Annotated in this window: 16 protein-coding genes; 7 read left to right on the forward strand and 9 right to left on the reverse strand. The window is 61.1% G+C overall.

The annotated features are described in order from the left end of the window. Positions 1 to 117 precede the first annotated feature (117 nt). From FEE99_RS18070 to FEE99_RS18095, 6 genes are all read left to right on the forward strand, one after another. Entirely contained in the window at positions 118 to 1,134 is a 1,017-nt protein-coding gene (locus FEE99_RS18070) for an AraC family transcriptional regulator (protein ID WP_041480383.1), read from the forward strand. 291 nt (positions 1,135 to 1,425) lie between these two features. After that, positions 1,426 to 3,090 carry an AMP-binding protein gene (locus FEE99_RS18075; protein ID WP_041480382.1) on the forward strand — a complete coding sequence of 555 codons (1,665 nt, stop codon included), beginning with the start codon at positions 1,426 to 1,428 and terminating at the stop codon, positions 3,088 to 3,090. Between the two features lie 18 nt (positions 3,091 to 3,108). Beyond that, on the forward strand, positions 3,109 to 3,870 hold the full coding sequence (locus FEE99_RS18080; protein ID WP_041480381.1) for an SDR family NAD(P)-dependent oxidoreductase: 762 nt from the start codon (positions 3,109 to 3,111) through the stop codon (positions 3,868 to 3,870). A gap of 12 nt (positions 3,871 to 3,882) precedes the next feature. Then, positions 3,883 to 5,076, forward strand: a complete 1,194-nt coding sequence (locus FEE99_RS18085; RefSeq protein ID WP_041480380.1) for an acetyl-CoA C-acyltransferase — start codon at positions 3,883 to 3,885, stop codon at positions 5,074 to 5,076. 148 nt (positions 5,077 to 5,224) lie between these two features. Next, positions 5,225 to 6,352: an acyl-CoA dehydrogenase gene (locus tag FEE99_RS18090; protein ID WP_041480379.1), complete on the forward strand. Its 1,128-nt coding sequence runs from the start codon at positions 5,225 to 5,227 to the stop codon at positions 6,350 to 6,352. 15 nt (positions 6,353 to 6,367) lie between these two features. After that, positions 6,368 to 7,141: an enoyl-CoA hydratase gene (locus FEE99_RS18095; protein WP_041480378.1), complete on the forward strand. Its 774-nt coding sequence runs from the start codon at positions 6,368 to 6,370 to the stop codon at positions 7,139 to 7,141. Between the two features lie 92 nt (positions 7,142 to 7,233). On the opposite strand, the gene FEE99_RS18100 is transcribed toward FEE99_RS18095, so the two are convergent. The 5 genes from FEE99_RS18100 to FEE99_RS18120 all read right to left on the reverse strand — a co-directional run bounded on the left by FEE99_RS18100 (position 7,234) and on the right by FEE99_RS18120 (position 13,379). Further along, positions 7,234 to 8,385: an acyl-CoA dehydrogenase family protein gene (locus FEE99_RS18100; RefSeq protein WP_041480377.1), complete on the reverse strand. Its 1,152-nt coding sequence runs from the start codon at positions 8,383 to 8,385 to the stop codon at positions 7,234 to 7,236. A 3-nt stretch (positions 8,386 to 8,388) separates the two neighbouring features. Continuing rightward, complete coding sequence (locus tag FEE99_RS18105; protein ID WP_041480376.1) at positions 8,389 to 9,495, reverse strand: enoyl-CoA hydratase/isomerase family protein; 1,107 nt, start codon at positions 9,493 to 9,495, stop codon at positions 8,389 to 8,391. Positions 9,496 to 9,735: 240 nt separating this feature from the next. Beyond that, on the reverse strand, positions 9,736 to 10,422 hold the full coding sequence (locus tag FEE99_RS18110; RefSeq protein WP_041480375.1) for an HPP family protein: 687 nt from the start codon (positions 10,420 to 10,422) through the stop codon (positions 9,736 to 9,738). A 156-nt stretch (positions 10,423 to 10,578) separates the two neighbouring features. Further along, entirely contained in the window at positions 10,579 to 11,757 is a 1,179-nt protein-coding gene (locus tag FEE99_RS18115) for an MFS transporter (RefSeq protein ID WP_041480374.1), read from the reverse strand. Between the two features lie 242 nt (positions 11,758 to 11,999). Continuing rightward, positions 12,000 to 13,379 carry a UDP-glucose dehydrogenase family protein gene (locus tag FEE99_RS18120; RefSeq protein WP_041480373.1) on the reverse strand — a complete coding sequence of 460 codons (1,380 nt, stop codon included), beginning with the start codon at positions 13,377 to 13,379 and terminating at the stop codon, positions 12,000 to 12,002. Between the two features lie 241 nt (positions 13,380 to 13,620). Here FEE99_RS18120 and FEE99_RS18125 point away from each other — a divergent pair, with 241 nt between their 5' ends. After that, positions 13,621 to 14,559: a site-specific integrase gene (locus FEE99_RS18125; protein ID WP_305965242.1), complete on the forward strand. Its 939-nt coding sequence runs from the start codon at positions 13,621 to 13,623 to the stop codon at positions 14,557 to 14,559. A gap of 6 nt (positions 14,560 to 14,565) precedes the next feature. Here the strand turns inward: FEE99_RS18125 and FEE99_RS18130 are convergent, their stop codons facing one another. The 4 genes from FEE99_RS18130 to FEE99_RS18145 all read right to left on the reverse strand — a co-directional run bounded on the left by FEE99_RS18130 (position 14,566) and on the right by FEE99_RS18145 (position 19,425). Beyond that, a complete protein-coding gene (locus FEE99_RS18130; RefSeq protein ID WP_041480372.1) occupies positions 14,566 to 15,120 on the reverse strand; it encodes a PqiC family protein in 555 nt (184 codons plus the stop codon). Positions 15,121 to 15,137: 17 nt separating this feature from the next. Next, a complete protein-coding gene (locus FEE99_RS18135; protein ID WP_041480371.1) occupies positions 15,138 to 16,793 on the reverse strand; it encodes a PqiB family protein in 1,656 nt (551 codons plus the stop codon). A gap of 245 nt (positions 16,794 to 17,038) precedes the next feature. Further along, complete coding sequence (locus FEE99_RS18140) at positions 17,039 to 18,340, reverse strand: NAD(P)/FAD-dependent oxidoreductase (RefSeq protein ID WP_041480370.1); 1,302 nt, start codon at positions 18,338 to 18,340, stop codon at positions 17,039 to 17,041. Continuing rightward, positions 18,337 to 19,425 carry a polyamine ABC transporter substrate-binding protein gene (locus FEE99_RS18145; protein ID WP_041480369.1) on the reverse strand — a complete coding sequence of 363 codons (1,089 nt, stop codon included), beginning with the start codon at positions 19,423 to 19,425 and terminating at the stop codon, positions 18,337 to 18,339. Before FEE99_RS18145 ends, FEE99_RS18140 begins: the two co-directional genes overlap by 4 nt. Between the last annotated feature and the right edge of the window lie 141 nt (positions 19,426 to 19,566).

Genomic DNA, 19,566 nt, shown 5'->3' on the forward strand with positions numbered 1-19,566 from the left:
GTTTATCTGACACATCGCGTTCGCGAGCAGGCTCGCTCCCACATTGGCCCTGCGGTGAAATCAGCAGCTGGGTTAAGATGCCCACCACCCAAAAAACAACAAGGTTCACCTCGCTCCATGGCGGAAAAAGACACCATTGCCATTCAACTGGTGCGCGAAGCGTTGCTGCAAAGCTGTGCCCCGGGCGCGGCGACGGATGAGGCGTTGACCAAGGTCGGCATCGATCCGGCTTTGTTAGCGGCCGATGAGGGCAGGGTGCCGGCCTCGCAATACGCCAGACTCTGGCGCCTGCTGGCACGACGCTGTGATGACGAGTTCTTCGGCATGGACCCGCGCCCGCTCAAATCCGGCAGCCTGGCGTTTTTGTGTCGCAGCGCCATGGCGCAACCGACGCTGGCGGCGGCGCTGGATACCGGTCTGACGTTCCTTTCGCTGATGCTGGAAAAACTGCCGGCGCAACTGGTGCATCAGCAGAGCCTGGCGGAAATCGTCCTGCTCGAAGACGACGCCGAACCGCGCCGCGCCTTTACCTATTTCACCTACTGGATGATCGTGCACGGCGTCGCGTGCTGGCTGGCCGGGCGGCGGATTCCGATTCTGGCGATTGAACTGCGCTGCGCCGAACCGGATTTCACTGACGACTATCGCGTGATGTTCTCGGAGAACCTGCGGTTTGAGCGCCCACGTACGCGGATGATTTTTTCCGCCGATTGCCTCGATCTGCCGATCAAACGCAGCGCCGAAGAACTCAGGCGCTTTCTCGCCCAGGCGCCGGCCAACATTCTGGTCAAGTACCGCGACCCCGACAGCCTGGCCAGCCGGATCAAGCAGGATCTGCGGCAAGTGCCCGCCGAGCATTGGCCGGAAACCGAGGCGCTGGCCCAGCAACTGTGCATGTCCGCCTCGACCCTGCGCCGGCGTCTGGCCGAGGAAGGGCAGACCTATCAGGGCCTCAAGGACAGTGTGCGCAAGGAGCTGGCAATCACCTGGCTGGCGGAGCCTTCGATCAGTTTTGTCGAGATTGCTGCACGGCTGGGCTTTGCTGATGCCAGTTCGTTCTACAAAGCGTTTCGCAAGTGGTCGGGGTCGAACCCGGGGCATTACCGGACGCTGATCCTCAATGAGGTGGTCTGACCCGACGCCTTCGAGAGCAGGCTCGCTCCCTCATTTTGGAAATGCGGTCCCCTGTAGGAGCTGCCGAAGGCTGCGATCTTTTGATCTTGTACTTGATGGTAAAAATCAAGATCAAAAGATCGCAGCCTCGTTGCACTCGTCAGCTCCTACAGGGCATGCGGCCGCAACCTCTTGGCCAAACCAGTCAACCACGTTGATAACTTTGACCATTGCCCCAAGCCCCGCGCGGCGCGACTATCCCTGTGTTGTTTACGGTTCCCAGCCTAATAAAAACACCGAGGGATTCTGGCAATGCGCGATTACTTGTCTGCCACCGAACAGTTCAACTATCAGCACACCGTCGATGCGTCGCTCAGCGGCACGCTGGCGGCACTCAACGCCTGCGTTGAATGTTGCGACCGCCATGCCTTGCCCGGGCGCATTGCGTTGTTCTGGGAAGGTCGCGACGGCTCAAGTGCGACTTACACCTTCACTGATCTGCAAGACAAAGCCGCGCGTTTCGCCAATTTCCTCCTCGCCCAGGGCGTGCAGAAGGGCGACAAGGTCGCCGGCCTGCTGCCGCGCAACATCGAATTGCTCATCACCGTGCTCGCCACCTGGCGCATCGGCGCGGTGTATCAGCCGCTGTTTACCGCATTCGGGCCGAAAGCTCTCGAACATCGCCTGAACAGCTCGGGGGCTAAAATCGTGGTCACCGACGCGGTCAACCGACCCAAGCTCAATGAAGTCAGCGCATGCCCGACCATCGTCACCGTTGGTGGCGCCAAAGGTCAGGGCATTGTTCGCGGTGATTTCAGTTTCTGGGCTGAGCTGGCCAACTATTCCAATGTCTGCGAGCCGGTATTGCTGACCGGCGAAGACCCGTTCCTGCTGATGTTCACCTCGGGCACCACTGGCCCTGCGAAAGCACTGTCAGTGCCGCTCAAAGCCATCGTCGCTTTCCAGAGTTACACCCGCGATGCGGTGGACCTGCGCCCTGAAGATGCGTTCTGGAATGTCGCCGATCCGGGCTGGGCCTATGGCATCTATTTCGGCGTCACCGGGCCGTTGGCGTTGGGGCACCCGATTACCTTCTACGATGGCCCGTTCACCCTCGAAAGCACCTGCCGGGTGATCAACAAATACGGCATTACCAATCTCACCGGCTCGCCCACTGCCTATCGTTTGCTGATTGCCGGTGGCGAGGAGTTCGCCAGATCGATCAAGGGCAAACTGCGCATCGTCAGCAGCGCCGGTGAGCCGCTGAACCCGGAAGTGATCCGCTGGTTCGCCGATAACCTCGACGTGGTCATTCACGATCATTACGGCCAGACCGAACTGGGCATGGTGCTGTGCAACCACCACGGCCTCGAGCACCCGGTGCATGTCGGCGCCGCTGGTTTCGCTTCGCCGGGCCATCGCATTGTCGTGCTCGATGAGCAGTACAACGAACTCGGCGTCGGTCAGCCGGGCATTCTTGCCATCGACCGCCCGCAGTCGCCGATGTGCTGGTTCGGCGGTTACGAAGGCGCGCCGACCAAGGCCTTCGTCGGCAACTACTACCTGAGCGGCGACACCGTGGAGTGGAATCCGGACGGCAGCATCAGCTTCGTCGGCCGCAGTGATGATGTGATCACCACTTCGGGCTACCGCGTCGGCCCGTTCGACGTGGAAAGTGCCCTGATCGAACACCCGGCCGTGGTCGAGGCGGCGGTCGTCGGCAAACCCGATCCGGAACGCACCGAACTGGTCAAAGCCTTTGTTGTGCTGAGCGCGCAGTACCGCGCCGCGCCGGAGTTGGCCGAAGAACTGCGCCAACACGTACGCAAGCGTCTGGCCGCGCATTCGTACCCGCGTGAAATCGAATTTGTCAGCGAGTTGCCCAAAACCCCGAGTGGCAAATTGCAGCGCTTTATCTTGCGCAACCAGGAAATCGCCAAGGCTCAAGAGGCCGCGGCGCACAGAGTTTCAGCTTGAATCCAAGGAAACACCGTCATGCAGATCGAGAACAAAGTTTTTATTGTCACCGGCGGCGCGTCAGGCCTCGGTGCCGCCAGCGCTGAATTGCTGGTCAGTGCCGGCGCCAAAGTCATGCTGGTCGACATGAACGCCGAAGCCGTCGCCGCTCAGGCGCAGCGCCTGGGTGCGCAAAGCGTGGTTGCCGACATCAGCAATGAAGCCGCCGCCGAAGCCGCTGTGCAGGCGACCGTTGCCGCATTTGGCAGCCTCAACGGCCTGATCAACTGCGCCGGCATCGTTCGCGGCGAGAAAATTCTCGGCAAGAACGGCCCGCACGCCCTGAGCAGTTTTGCTCAAGTGATCAACGTCAACCTGATCGGCAGTTTCAACATGCTGCGCCTGGCTGCGGCGGCGATCGCCGAGAGCGAAGCCAATGCTGACGGCGAGCGTGGAGTGATCATCAACACCGCCTCGGTCGCAGCGTTCGACGGCCAGATTGGCCAGGCTGCGTACTCGGCTTCGAAAGGCGCGATCGCCAGCCTGACCCTGCCGGCCGCCCGCGAGCTGGCGCGCTTCGGCATCCGCGTGATGACCATCGCACCGGGCATTTTCGAAACGCCGATGATGGCCGGCATGACCCCGGAAGTGCGCGACTCGCTGGCCGCCGGCGTGCCATTCCCGCCGCGTCTGGGCAAGCCTGCCGAATACGCCGCGCTCGTGCGCCACATCATCGAAAACAGCATGCTCAACGGCGAGGTGATCCGTCTCGACGGCGCCTTGCGCATGGCCGCCAAGTAAGGAGGATTAGTCATGACTATGTCCAATGATCCGATTGTTATCGTCAGCGCTGTCCGCACACCGATGGGCGGTTTTCAGGGCGAGTTGAAAAGCCTCACCGCACCGCAACTCGGCGCGGCGGCGATCAAGGCTGCGGTCGAACGCGCCGGTGTCGCCAGCGACGCGGTTGATGAACTGCTGTTTGGGTGCGTACTGCCCGCCGGCCTCGGTCAGGCGCCGGCACGTCAGGCTGCGCTGGGCGCCGGGCTGGATAAATCGACGCGCTGCACCACGGTGAACAAGATGTGCGGCTCGGGCATGCAGACCACCATCATGGCTCACGACATGCTGCTTGCCGGAAGTGCCGACGTGGTGATCGCCGGCGGCATGGAAAGCATGTCCAACTCGCCGTACCTGCTCGATCGTGCCCGCGCCGGCTATCGCATGGGCCATGGCCGCGTGCTCGATTCGATGTTCCTCGACGGCCTCGAAGATGCCTACGACAAGGGCCGCCTGATGGGCACCTTCGCCGAGGATTGCGCCGAGGCCAACGGCTTCAGCCGCGAGGCGCAGGACGCTTTCGCCATTGCCTCGACTACGCGCGCGCAACAGGCGATCAAGGACGGCAGCTTCAAGGACGAAATCGTCCCGCTGACGGTGACCGTCGGCAAAGAGCAGGTGGTGATCAGCAACGATGAGCAGCCGCCAAAAGCCAAACTCGACAAGGTTGCCTCGCTGAAACCGGCGTTCCGCGAGGGCGGCACGGTCACCGCAGCCAACTCCAGCTCGATTTCCGACGGCGCGGCGGCGCTGGTGCTGGTGCGCCAGTCCCACGCGCAGCAACTGGGCATCAAGCCGCTGGCGGTGATTCATGGGCATGCTGCGTTCGCTGATACCCCGGGCCTGTTTCCCACCGCGCCAATTGGCGCGATCAAGAAACTGGTGAACAAGACCGGTTGGGCGCTGGATCAGGTGGATCTGTTTGAAGTCAACGAAGCGTTTGCCGTGGTCGGCATGGCGGCGATGACGCACCTGGAGATTCCCCACGACAAGCTCAATGTGCACGGCGGCGCCTGCGCGCTGGGCCATCCGATCGGCGCCTCGGGAGCGAGGATTCTGGTGACGTTGCTCGCGGCACTGCGGCAGAAACAGCTCAAGCGCGGCATTGCAGCGATCTGCATTGGCGGCGGCGAAGCCACGGCCATGGCTGTGGAATGCGTTTACTGAACCAAACATCTCGCTGTAGGAGCTGACGAGTGCAACGAGGCTGCGATCTCTTGATCTTGTTTTCACAATCAGGATCAAGATCAAAAGATCGCAGCCTTCGGCAGCTCCTACAGCTGACTGTTGTGCGACTGACATTCAAGGACTCACCATGATCCCCAACGAAGACCAGACCCAGATCCGCGGCATGGCCCGGCAGTTTGCCGAGGAACGGCTCAAGCCGTTCGCCGCCGATTGGGATCGCGAGCACCGTTTCCCCAGGGAAGCCATCGCCGAGATGGCTGAGCTGGGCTTCTTCGGCATGCTCGTGCCGGAGCAGTGGGGCGGCTGTGACACCGGCTACCTCGCGTACGCCATGGCTTTGGAAGAAATCGCCGCCGGCGACGGTGCCTGCTCGACGATCATGAGCGTGCACAACTCGGTCGGCTGCGTGCCGATTCTCAAGTTCGGCAATGACGATCAGCGCGAGCGCTTCCTCAAACCGCTGGCCAGCGGCGCGATGCTCGGCGCCTTCGCGCTGACCGAACCGCAGGCCGGTTCCGATGCCAGCAGCCTGAAAACCCGCGCCCGGCTGGACGGCGATCACTACGTGCTCAACGGTTGCAAACAGTTCATCACCTCCGGGCAGAACGCCGGCATCGTGATCGTGTTTGCCGTGACCGACCCGAGCGCCGGCAAGCGCGGGATCAGCGCCTTTATCGTGCCGACCGACTCCCCAGGCTACAAGGTCGCGCGGGTTGAAGACAAACTCGGCCAGCACGCGTCCGACACCTGCCAGATTCTTTTTGAAGATGTGAAAGTGCCGGTGGCCAATCGGCTGGGCGAGGAGGGCGAGGGCTACAAGATTGCCTTGGCCAACCTTGAAGGCGGCCGCGTCGGTATCGCCTCGCAAGCCGTCGGCATGGCCCGCGCCGCGTTCGAAGCCGCCCGTGATTACGCCCGCGAGCGTGACACCTTCGGCAAGCCGATCATCGAGCATCAGGCCGTAGCGTTTCGCCTGGCGGACATGGCCACGCAAATTGCCGTCGCCCGGCAAATGGTGCATTACGCCGCAGCCTTGCGTGACAGCGGCCAACCGGCGCTGGTCGAGGCGTCGATGGCCAAGCTGTTCGCCTCGGAAATGGCTGAAAAGGTCTGCTCCATGGCCTTGCAAACCCTTGGCGGTTACGGTTACCTCAACGACTTTCCGCTGGAACGCATCTACCGCGACGTGCGCGTTTGCCAGATCTACGAAGGCACCAGCGACATTCAGCGCATGGTCATTTCGCGCAATCTCTGACAAGGAATTTTATTCATGACATACGAAACGATTCTGCTGGAAACCCGCGACCGCGTCGGCCTGATCACCCTCAACCGGCCACAGGCATTGAACGCGCTGAACGCGCAACTGGTCAGCGAAGTGAACCACGCCCTCGATACGCTGGAAGCCGATGCGCACATTGGCTGCATCGTCCTCACCGGTTCGAAAAAAGCTTTCGCCGCTGGCGCCGACATCAAGGAAATGGCTGAGCTGACCTATCCGCAGATCTACATGGACGATCTGTTCAGCGACAGCGATCGCGTGGCCAACCGGCGCAAGCCGATCATCGCCGCGGTCAATGGTTTTGCCCTCGGCGGCGGCTGTGAACTGGCGCTGATGTGCGACTTCATTCTGGCTGGCGACAACGCCAAATTCGGCCAGCCGGAAATCAACCTCGGCGTGCTGCCGGGCATGGGCGGCACCCAGCGCCTGACCCGCGCCGTGGGCAAAGCCAAAGCCATGGAAATGTGCCTGAGCGGGCGCATGATCGACGCGGTGGAAGCCGAGCGTTGCGGCATCGTCGCGCGCATCGTGCCGAGCGATGAGCTGCTTGATGAAGCGCTGAAAGTCGCTGCGGTGATTGCCGGCAAGTCACTGCCGATTGCGATGATGATCAAGGAGAGCGTCAACCGCGCGTTCGAGGTCAACCTGACCGAGGGCGTGCGTTTCGAGCGGCGGGTGTTTCATGCCGCGTTTGCGACGCAGGATCAGAAGGAAGGGATGGCGGCGTTTATTGCCAAGCGTGAGGCTGAATTCCAAGGCAAATAGATGCGGTGCCTCAGCTGACGCTTTCTCGAGCAGGCTCGCTCCCACAGGGATGTCTACCGTCCAATGTGGGAGCGAGCCTGCTCACGAAGCTTTTACAACTGATAGTTCTTCAAATCCCGCGCAATCACCATCCGCTGTATCTCGCTCGACCCTTCATAGATCTGGGTAATCCGCGCATCGCGGTAGTACTTCTCGACCGGGTAGTCCTCCAGATAGCCATAGCCGCCATGAATCTGGATCGCCGACGAACACACCTTCTCGGCCATTTCCGATGCGAACAGCTTGGCCTGCGAAGCCTCGGACAAGCATGGTTTACCCGCCGTCCTCAGCCGCGCCGCATGGAGGATCAGCAACCGCGCGGCGTTGATCTGCATGTGCATGTCAGCCAGCAGATTGGCGATGCTCTGGTGCTCGATGATCGGCTTGTCGAATTGCACCCGGTCTTTCGAGTAGGCCAGCGCCGCTTCAAAAGCCGCCCGGGCGATACCCAATGCCTGCGCGGCGATGCCGATGCGTCCGCCTTCAAGGTTGGACAGGGCAATCGCAAGGCCCTTGCCGCGTTCGCCGAGCAGATTGGCCTCGGGGATGCTGCAGTTGTTCAGCGTCACCGCGCAGGTGTCGGAGGCGCGGATGCCCATCTTGTGTTCGGTGCGATCGACGATGAAACCCGGTGTGTCGGTCGGCACCAGAAACGCTGACAGGCCTTTTTTGCCGAGATCCGGATCGGTTACCGCGAAGACGATCGCCAGTTTCGCCCGCTTGCCATTGCTGACAAATTGCTTGGCACCATTGATCACCCATTGGCCGTCGCGCAGTTCGGCGCGGGTGCGCAGGTTGTGTGCTTCGGAGCCGGCCTGGGGTTCGGTCAGACAGAAGCAACCGATGGTCTGCCCACTGGCCAGATCGGCCAGCCAGGTCTGTTTCTGTTCGTCGCTGCCGTAGTTGAGCACCGGGCCGCAGCCGACCGAGTTGTGAATGCTCATGAACGCGCCGGTCGCGCCATCACCGGCAGAGATTTCCTCAACCGCCAGCGCGTAGGCAACGTAATCGACGTAAGTGCCGCCCCATTCTTCCGGCACAACCATGCCGAGCAAGCCCAACTCGCCCATCTTCGCCACCAGGGCGTCGTCGATCCAGCCAGCCTTTTCCCAGGCCTGGGCGTGGGGCGCGATTTCGCCACGGGCAAAATCCCGGGCCATGTCGCGGATCATCACTTGTTCTTCAGTCAGTTCGAGATCGTGCATGGCTCAGCTCCCGCTCTCATCAAAACCATGGAAGTAACTCGCCACCTGCGCAGCGTCCAGCTCGGCAACGGTCGGCGGGTTCCAGCGCGGTGACTTGTCCTTGTCGATCAGCAGGGCGCGCACGCCTTCGATCAGGTCGCCTCGGGCAAACCACTGGCGGTCCAGATGCAGCTCCAGAGCAAAGCAATTCTCCAGACTCAAATGTCTGCCGCGACGGAGCATTTCCAGGGTCACGGCCATGGCCAGCGGTGAGCGGGTTTCCAGCAGATCCGCCGTGGTGACCGCCCATTCATGGCTGTCGGCGACAGTGACGGCGCGCAATTGCTCGATCATGCTCGGCACGTCGGGCAGGGCAAAGAAATGGTCGATGGCCGGGCGCAACACTTGGAGGGGTGCATTGGGCAGAGTTTGCACGGCGTGCTTGGCCAGCAGGTTCTGCAGCGACTTGAGCGGCGTGTCCTGCCACTCCATCTGGTCGAGCTTGTCGTCGAGCAGCGCCAGTTTGCTGCTGTCCAGATACCAGTCGGCGAGGCCGCAGTACAGCGCATCGGCGGCGCGAATCTGCACGCCGCTGACGCCCAGATAAATGCCCAGCTCACCGGGGATGCGCGGCAGGAAGTAACTGCCGCCGACATCAGGGAAATAACCGATGGCCACTTCCGGCATCGCCAGACGGCTCTTTTCGGTGACCACACGCAGATCGGCGCCTTGCACCAGGCCCATGCCACCGCCGAGGACGAAACCGTCCATCAGGGCCAGCACCGGTTTGCGGTAGTGATGAATGGTCAGGTCGAGGGCGTATTCCTCGGCGAAGAAATCTTCGTGCAGCGTGTCGCCGCTCTTGTAGCTGTCGTACAGCGAACGAATATCGCCACCGGCGCAGAAAGCCTTTTCACCGGCACCGCGCAATACCACGGCGTGAACATCGGCATCAGACGCCCAGGCATCGAGCTGCTGTTGCAGCAGACGCACCATGTCGAGGGTGATCGCATTGAGGCCCGCAGGGCGGTTGAGGGTCAGGTGGCCGATATGGTTGCGCACCTCGGCCATCACGTCGTTTTGCATGGCATCCATGGACGGGGTCCGCCGGGATGAAGCCTGAGCTGTCATCAGTAACTCCCTGCTTTTATTGTCTTTATTCGAAAAGCCCGCGCGCGGGCGTTAGCGGATCGTAACAGTGCAAATTTGTCGTGTACAACGGGGATATGTGCAGGGGGAATCTGCGTTTTTCTCTTAGCGCCGCTGTCCGTGTAGGAGCTGACGAGTGCAACGAGGCTGCGATCTTTTGATCTTGTTTTTTGAAATCAACAGATCGCAGCCTCGTTGCACTCGTCAGCTCCTACAAAGGGATCATCTGAACGTTTCGGTAATGCTGCGGCGCTTGGCGTGCAGTTCGCTGGCGTGAATAAGGCGTTCGAGGTCTTCGGGGGTGACGTCGATGAAGGCTTCCATGTCGGCCAGCGCCAGTTTCAAGTCTTCGGCGGTGATCGCCTGGCGGTCGACCGGGACCACTGGCGGAGCCGGGTCAGCAGCGCGTTTCGGATAACGGATGCGGGTCAGGTTGTTATAGGCCAGCGCGCTGACGAGCATGCACAGCGCGCCGAGCATCACCGGCTCCATGGCTTTCCAGTCCATGGCGATGGTGGCCGGGTCGGCCAGCACCAGCGTCAACGCCAAGGCGCCGGCCGGTGGGTGCAGGCAACGCAGCCAGCACATGAGAATCACCGCCATGCCGGCAGCAAGGCAGGCGCTGCCCAGCGTACGGCCAAGCACATGGGCGACCAGCAAGGCGACCACGCCAGCACACAGGTAGCCGCCGAGAATCGACCATGGCTGGGCGAGGGCGCCCGAGGACACGGCGAACAGCAGCACCGCCGAAGCGCCGAGCGGGCCGACCAGGTGAAACGCAACGTCATGGCCGAACACCTGCGCGCACATCCACACGCTGAACAGCGTGCCCAGGCCCATGCCGATCGCGGCACGGCTCCATTCAGTGGGGCGGGTGTTGATGGCAGCGGGCAACCAGCGAGCAAGCATGTAGAACTGATCCTTTACAAAATCCGGGGCAAAAAAAAGGACTTGTCCGGCAAATCCGGAAAGCCCTAGAAGCGTTCCAACATTGGGGGAGGAACGCGCGTAGTTTGCCGATCAAAATCGATGCTGACAAATTCATATAAATGCAGTTTTAGTGCACTATTTTTGCATTGAAGCGGTGCGCCGCGCGCTGACGAAGCACAGATAACCGCCCAGCGCCGCCAAGCCGCTCAGGGCGTAGAACATGCTTGGCGCAGGCGTGTGCATCAATAGAAATCCGCACATTACCGGGCTGGCAGCCCCGCCAAGCGCTGACAGGTTCTGCGCGCCGTAGTAACTGCCGCGCAGTGCCTCCGGGGCGAGGGTGTCAACGAACAGGAAGTCGGCGGGGTAGATGATCATCTCGCCCAGGGTGAAGATGAACATCGCCACGCACCAGCCGAGCAGGCTGTCCGCCACACTGAAACCGATCAACCCGACGATGAACAGCGCGGTACCGCCGGCGATCCAGTGACGCAGGTGTTCGCGACTGAGCCAGCGACCGACCTGGTATTGCAGCAGGATCACTGTGATTGCGTTGCAGGCGAGCAGGGCGGCCATGGTGTCGAGCGTCTGTTGCTGGGTGTGGGTGACCAGCAGGTATTGCGACAGGTACAGCGTAAAGCGCCCGTGCACCAATGTGCTCAGCAGGCAACCGAGGGTGAACAGCACCATGGTGCGGTCGTTTTTCAGGATCATCAGCGTGTTGAGGAAACTTTGCGGCGCACTGCCGGAAGTTATCGGACTGGCATCCCTGGTCGCGCCGAGCAGCAGAAAAATACTGCCAATGGCGATCGCACCGGCAACGATGAACGGCGCGGACGGCTGCACCCCGGCAATCACCACGCCAATCATCGGGCCGACGGCATAGCCGATATTGGTCAGCGTGTAATTGAGGGAAAACGCCTTGACCCGCTGGCCCACCGGCAGCTGTTCACTGAGGATCGCCTTGGAGCCGATCAGGAACAGAGCCGACGCGGTTTCGCTGATGATCAGCACCAGGGTGACCACATACAGATTCTGCGCGAAGGTCAGCAGAATCAGGCCGATACCGCTGGAGAGCATGGCCAGGATCAGCAACTGCCGCTTGTCCAGCTTGTCGATGATGTAGCCACCGTACAGCGACAGCAATGTTGCGCTGAACACGGCGATGCCGAGCAGCAAGCCGACATCCTGCGGATTGAGGCCAAGCTTGTTGCTGAGGAACAGTGTCAGCAACGGGCTGACCAGGGCGCGGCTGATGACCACGGTCAGCGAGCTGATCATCAACCGGCGGATGAACGGCGAATAGATGGCCACGGAAGGGGAATGTCCTTATTCGGGAAGCGTGGGCGAACGCCATCCTCTCTGGGCAGCCGCCACCGGTCAAGCTGATACACCAGCGTCCCTGGGAACACATGATTTCCCTGTGGGAGCGAGCCTGCTCGCGAAGGCGGCGGATCAGTCACCTCCAATGTCGCTGACATACCGTATTCGCGAGCAGGCTCGCTCCCACAGGGTCTGTGTAGCTCACAATTTGCAATGACTCCCACAGGGCCAGTTCAAGCCACATCCGAAGCCGCCGGCCACTGCCGCAAGGTGATCGGCAACTTGCACGATTCACCGCGCCCCATCGGGAAATACTGAAAGCCATTGCGCGTCAGGCGCTCGGCGTCGTACAGGTTGCGGCCGTCAAAGATCACCGGGCTGTTGAGGCGCTGTTTGATCAGCTCGAAATCCGGAGCCTTGAACTGTTGCCATTCGGTGCAGATGATCAACGCATCGGCGCCGGCCAGTACCGATTCCGGCGTGCCCATCAGCATCAGTTTTGATTCGTTTGGATAGAGCTTTTGCGTTTCGACCATGGCCTCCGGATCAAACGCGCGCACGCTGGCCCCGGCAGCCCATAAGTCTTCGAGCAGAACCCGGCTCGGCGCGTCGCGCATGTCGTCGGTGTTGGGTTTGAACGCCAGGCCCCACAGGGCAAAGGTCCTGCCGCGCAAATCACCCCGGTAGAACGCGTTGATGCGCTCGAACAGCTTGTGCTTCTGGCGCTGGTTGATCGCCTCAACCGCTTGCAGCAGATCACTGGAGCAATGTGCCTGCTCGGCACTGTGAATCAACGCGCGCATGTCCTTGGGAAAACACGAACCGCCGTAGCCGCAACCCGGATAGATAAAGTGATAGCCAATCCGCGTATCGGCACCGATGCCCTGGCGCACTGCTTCGATATCTGCGCCAAGGTGCTCGGCGAGTTCGGCGATCTGGTTGATGAAGCTGATCTTGGTCGCCAGCATGCAGTTGGCGGCGTATTTGGTCAGCTCGGCACTGCGCAAGTCCATGAACAGGATCCGGTCATGGTTGCGGTTGAACGGCGCGTACAGATCGCGCATCACATCGCGCACTTCAGTGCCTTCGCAACCAATGACGATGCGATCCGGTCGCCGGCAATCAGCAACCGCTGAACCTTCCTTGAGAAATTCCGGGTTGGAGACAATATCGAATTGCAGCAGGCGGCCAATCTTGATCAGGGCCTTTTCGATGTGGCTGCGCAAAGCGTCGCCCGTGCCCACCGGCACCGTGGACTTTTCCACCACGATCAATGGCTGCTCGCGATGTCGGGCAATCGCGTCGCCAACCGAGAGGACGTAGCGCAGGTCCGCCGAACCATCCTCGCGTGACGGCGTGCCCACCGCGATGAACGCCACACGCCCATGCAACACCGCAAACCGCTCATCGGTGGTGAATTGCAGGCGTTTCGAATCCAGGCCTTCACGCACCAGACTGGCCAGCCCCGGCTCGTAAATACTGACGTGCCCCTGGCCCAACTGCTCGATCTTCTGCGCGTCGACATCCATGCACACGACCTCGTGACCGACCTCGGCCAGCACCGCCGCCTGCACCAGACCGACATAACCACTGCCAAACACCGTGATCTTCATGCCGCACTCCTGCTCGCAGTTCCCTGCACTGAACATAAGAGCGCGATGTTTCAGTTCGCCTACTGCTGATGAACCAGCAAACAGACCGTTCGGGGAATGCCCGATTGACTTTTACCGCCTCGAACGGCAGGTTGTCGGCCTTTCGCGGTAACCCCTGTCATCGAGTCATGCCGTTTTTTGCGTTTCATTTCATGCATTTATTGTTTTTGTTGAATCGTTTTTTATTTCAAGGCCGTTTCGTTTGAGTGATTTGTCGAGTACCCAACCTGCACCGTCCAACAACAATCCGCTGACCGTTTACCTGGCGCGACTGGCACCTTCCAGCCAGTTGACCATGCGTTATGTGCTGCAAGACGCCGCTGACCGCCTCGGTTTCGAGGACGTCGATATCGAAGAAATCCCCTGGCACGGCCTGCAACCGGAAGACGTGGTGGCGCTGGTCGCCGCTTTGCGTGCCGATGGTTATGCACCGAACACCTCGTCGCTGTACGTGAACGCCGTACGCGGGGTGATGAACGAAGCATGGCGCATGAGCCTGATCAGCCAGGATCACCTGCTGAAGATGCGTTCGGTCAAGGGCATAGCCGGCACACGGCTGTCCCAGGGGCGCAACCTCAAGCGCACGCTGATTCATGAACTGATGGAAGTCTGCGCTGCCGACCCGCGCCCGCAGGGCTTGCGTGATGCGGCGGTGATTGCGCTGCTGTACGGCACCGGCATGCGCAAGTCGGAATCGGTGGATCTGGATCTGAGCCAGGTCGACTTTCACGAACGCAGCCTGACGGTGACCGGCAAGGGCAACAAACAGTTGATCAAGTACGCGCCGGCCTGGGCCTTTGCCAAGCTCGATGCCTGGCTGGAACTGCGTCGTTCACAGCTCAAGGAAGGCGAGAGCGACGATGCGTTTCTGTTCAACCGTATTCGCCGGGGCAGCCACATCACCCGCGAGCGCATCACCAAACACGCGATTTACTACATTGCCCGCCAGCGCGGTACGCAGGTCGGGGTGAAAATCATGCCCCATGACTTCCGTCGTTCATTCATCACCCGGGTGATCGAAGAGCACGACCTGTCGATCGCGCAGAAACTGGCGCATCACAGCAATATCCAGACGACTGCCAACTACGATGTGCGCGATGACAACGAGCGGCGGCGGGCGGTGGATCGCTTCGATTTGTAAACGGTTTCAGGTCTGCGGCGGGCAGCGCGAGCCGCTCGCACCCTGCGCGATGTGCGCAGCGAGGCGTTTGACGTTGTTCTGTTGCGCGGTTACCAGTTCGTCGATGCTCGGCCCTGAAGGCGTCTGCAAGACCGAGCGACAGCTCAGCAGCGCCGCGTCCGCCGCACCTAATGGGCGCACTCGCCATTTCACGTCGATCAAGGCGTACTGACCGGGAATCGAATCGAAGCGCTGCACGTCGATTCGCACGGAAGCGCGCTGCTGGCCGACGCCGACGCCGCCGCTCAACTGATCGACCAGCGCGCCGCGCAACTCATCGGCAAGGGTGGCGCTCCACCAATCGGTATCCAGGATGGCCACGCCGCTGTTGCCTTGGCGAATCACGATCTGAGCGCGATCGACCTGCGGCGGCACGCTGATGCTTTCGATGGCGATATCGGCGCCGTTGCGGCTGGCCCCCGGTTGCGCCGGGGTCAGCGTATGGAAGCTGATCGGGTCGCTACGGCACCCGACCAGCAGCACCAGCGCAGCGAGCAGGGTGATCTTCAACGGTAAAACCATGGATTCAGCTCCTGTGCTCAATTGCGTGGCGGTCCTTTGAGGTCCAGCGGCGCGGCGTTGTCGGGGCGTCCGCGAATCAGCGACTCAGGGTGGCGACCGAGGTAATCCGACAGCTCTCGCAACGAGCGCGACATGCGCCCGAGCTCGTCGAGGGTCTCGGTGAGTTGCTCGCGCTGCGGTGAATCCTCGGCCAGGGTCGAATTGGCGGACTGCAAGGTCTTGCTGACGTCGGCGAGGGTGCTCTGTACGCCCGGCAGGGTCCTGGCGTTGAACTGCTTCAGGCCTTTGCGCAGCTCGACCAGATTGCCGTCGAGGTTGCTGGCGATGCGCTCCACTGGCAGCGCGTTGATCTTGTTGACCATCGCCTCGAGTTTTTCCTGCAATTGCTCGAGGCTGCCGGGGACGGTCGGAATGGTGACCGGCCGTGCCGTAGGGTCAAAAGCGACTTTCGGCGCTTTGGGGTAGAAATCCAGCGAGATATACAACTGACCGGTGAGCAGGTTGCCGTTGCGGGCCTGGGCGCGAAGGCCATTTTCGATGAACGTGCCGATCAGGCGCGCCCCGGTGGCCTCATCGTTTTCGTCGCCATGGTAAGCCTTGAGCATCTTCGCGTGGGCGCGACCCAGGCGCTGCGGATAGATGACGATGCCGACATTCACCGGGAAGGTGCGCTTGACCTCGTCGAAGTCGAGATTGACTGCCACCACCCGGCCGATTTCAACTCCGAGGAACTCCACCGGCGCGTCAACCTTGAGCCCGCGCAAGGCTTGATCGAAGCGCAGCGACAGATATTGTGCCTTGCCGTTGGGCGGCGCGAGGGCGGTGGTCTGGTCGGCGAACAGTTCGAAACCCTTGTCTTCACTGGCTGGCGAATCGTTGGGGCTGTAATCCGGAGCGCGGAAAGCGATGCCGCCCACCAGCAGGGTCGACAGCGACTCGGTTTTCACCGCAAAGCCGTTGGCCCCGACATTGATGTCGATGCCGCTGGCGTTCCAGAAACGGGTGTTTTCGGTGACGTAGGCGTCATTTGGCGAATGCACGAAGACTTCGATGTTGACCCCTTTGCCGTCCTGGTCCAAGGCATAGGACACCACTTGGCCGACCGGGATCTTGCGGTAATAGACGGGGGAGCCGATGTCCAGCGAGCCGAGGTCGGCGGTGTGCAGGGTGAAACGCTTGCCCGGTTCGCCATAGGTGATCGGCGGCGGGTTCTCCAGACCCTTGAAGTTTTTTGAGCGGGTATTGGCCTGGCCAATGTCGGCGCCGATGTAATCGCCCGACAGCAGCGTATCGATGCCCGACACACCGCCGGCGCCGATGCGCGGACGTACCACCCAGAATTGCGAGTCCTCGCGGGTGAAGGCTTCGGCCTGCTTGGCGAGTTTGATCGTGGCGTTGACGTGTTTATGGTCGTTGGCCAGTTCAACATCGGAGACATGGCCGATGACTACGTTGCGGTACCTGACTTCGGTCTTGTTGGCGGTCAGGCCATCGCCGGTCTTGAAGGTGACGGTGATCGTCGGGCCTTCCTGGAGGATGTTGTGAATCACCAGCGAAATGCCCACCAGCACCGCCACGATCGGCACGATCCATACCAGCGAGATACCGAATCGGCGGGTTTTGATCGGCGCCTGACCGGGTGCTCGCGGCTCGTCGCTGGCTGACGACTTCATCCATGTCCTCCTCAATTAATCGGGCACTGAGCGTCAGGAACGCAAAAGCACTTCATCAATATAGAAGTGCTTGGCGATAGAGCAAATGTGCATAGCTGGCGTGGAACGCGATTGCGGTGCAAGGAGCTGCCGAAGGTTGCGACCTGATCGTTCCCATGCTCTGCGTGGGAATGCAGCCCGGGACGCTCTGCGTCCCAAGATCGCAGCCTTCGGCAGCTCCTGCAGGGGCCAGAGTCGTGGCGGGCTCAGCCGAGCATTTCGCGCAGGCGATACCAGAACATGCCCAGCGCCAACAACGGCGAACGCAACGCCGGGCCGCCGGGGAACGTCATGTGCGGCACGCTGCTGAACACGTCCATGCCCTGGCTATGCCCGGCGTGAATGGCTTCGCCCAGCAATTTCGCGCACCAGTGGGTGACGTTGAGGCCATGGCCGGAATAGCCCTGCGCGTAAAACACGTTCGGGTGCTGTTTGAGCCGGCCAACCTGGGGGAAACGATTGGCGGTAATACCGATCTTCCCGCCCCATTGGTAGTCGATGCGCACGTCGGCCAGTTGCGGGAACACCTTGAGCATTTTCGGTCGCATGTAGGCGGCGATATCCGCCGGATCGCGCCCGGAGTAATGACAAGCACCGCCGAACAGCAGACGTCGATCCGCCGAGAGACGGTAATAATCGAGCCCGACTTTTTGATCGCACAGCGCCAGGTTCTGTGGAATCAACTGCGCGGCACGGCTTCCGTCCAGCGGCTCGGTGGCAATGATGTAACTGCCAGCGGGCAGAACCTTGCCGCTGAGTTTCGGCTCAAGGTCATCCAGATGCGCGTTGCAGCCAAGCACCAGGCTGCCGGCGCGCACTGAACCGGTGGCGCAGCGCACCTCGACGGTCGGGCCATGGAGGATTTCCAGCACCGGACTTTGCTCAAAGATCCGCACGCCCAGCGACGCGGCGAGACGCGCTTCGCCCTGAACCAGATCAAGCGGATGCAAATGGCCCGAACCCATGTCGATCAATCCGCCGGCGTACACACCGGCGTCGACCACTTGCGCACGGATCTGCTCCGGCCCGACCAGCCTGGTTTCGTGGGCATAGTCGAGTTCGGCGAGGCTGTCCTGTTCCTGCTTGAACGCGGCGAATTGCGCGGCGGTGTTGGCCAGTTCGCAAAAGCCCCAGCGCAGATCACAGTCGATGGCGTTTGCAGTGATGCGCTGGCGCACCAGCTCCACCGAATCGATGCCGGCGCGCTGCAGATAGCGCACGCCGTCCTGGCCGACGTAGCGAGCGAAACCCTCGACTTCATGGCCGATGCCGCGAATCAGCTGACCACCGTTGCGCCCGCTGGCGCCCCAGCCGATCTGTCGCGCTTCGAGCAGCACCACCGACAGACCACGCTGCGCCAGTTCAATCGCCGTGTTGACGCCCGTGAAGCCGCCGCCGATCACGCAGACATCGGCAATCAAATCTCCGTCGAGCGCAGCGTAGGGCGTGGTCGCCCGCGCAGAAGCGGCGTACCAGGAACGGGTGTGTTGTACGCTGTGCTGATTCATTTGTTCGACTTCACTTTGCTCCACGACCGGGTCATCAGACGCATGATCGCCTGGGGCGGGGTCGAGGAAATGTAGAGTTTGTCGAGCACCGACTGCGGCGGATAAACCTCAGGATTGTTGACCAGTTCCTGATCCATGAACGGCTTGGCCGCAGGGTTCGGGTTGGCGTAGCCGACGGTGGCGCTGACCTTGGCGATTACTTGCGGATCGAGCAGGTAATTGATGAAGGCGTGCGCCTCTTTGGCGTTGCTCGCGTCGGCCGGAATCGCCAGCAGATCAAACCACAGGTTGGCGCCTTCCTTGGGAATGGCGTAAGCGATATTGACGCCGTTATTCGCTTCCTTGGCGCGGTTGGCCGCCTGGAACACATCGCCGGAGTAACCGAACGCGACGCAGATGTCGCCATTGGCCAGGTCCGACACGTACTTGGAAGAATGGAAATAGGTGATGTACGGACGGATGCTCAGCAGCTTGGCTTCGGCCTTTTTGTAGTCTTCAGGGTTTTCACTGCGCGGATCCATGCCCATGTAGTTGAGGATGGCCGGGAAGACTTCGTCGGCGGAGTCCATCATCGACACACCGCACTGGCTGAGCTTCTTAAGATTCTCCGGTTCGAACAACACGGCCCAGGAATCGATGTGGTCGATGCCGAGCACTTGCTTGACCTTGTCGACGTTGTAGCCGATGCCGTTGGTGCCCCACAGATAGGGCACCGAGTGCTCATTGCCTGGATCGTTTTTCTCAAGCAATTCAAGCAGTTTCGGGTCAAGGTTCTTCCAGTTTGGTAACTGCGAGCGATCAAGTTTCATGAACGCGCCGGCCTTTACCTGACGGGCGAGGAAGTGGTTGGACGGCACTACCACGTCGTAACCGGTCCGGCCGGCGAGGAGTTTGCCTTCAAGCGTTTCGTTAGAGTCGAAGACGTCGTAGATCACCTTGATCCCGGTCTTGCTCTGGAAGTCGGCGAGGGTGGTTTCGCCGATGTAGTCGGTCCAGTTGTAGACGCTGACCTGGGGCTCGGCGTGGGCTGCTGCACTGAACAGCACGCTCAGCGCGACGGGAAGTATGGATTTCAATGGACGCATATCGACACCTCTTGGATTTATTGGAATTCTCAGGCGCTGCACAATCCCATGTGGGAGCGAGCCTGCTCGCGAAAGCGGTGTTTCAGTCGACATCTATGGTGAGTGTGCCGACGTCTTCGCGAGCAGGCTCGCTCCCACAGG

Source organism: Pseudomonas sp. ef1 (assembly GCF_007293365.2).
Lineage (GTDB): Bacteria > Pseudomonadota > Gammaproteobacteria > Pseudomonadales > Pseudomonadaceae > Aquipseudomonas > Aquipseudomonas siliginis.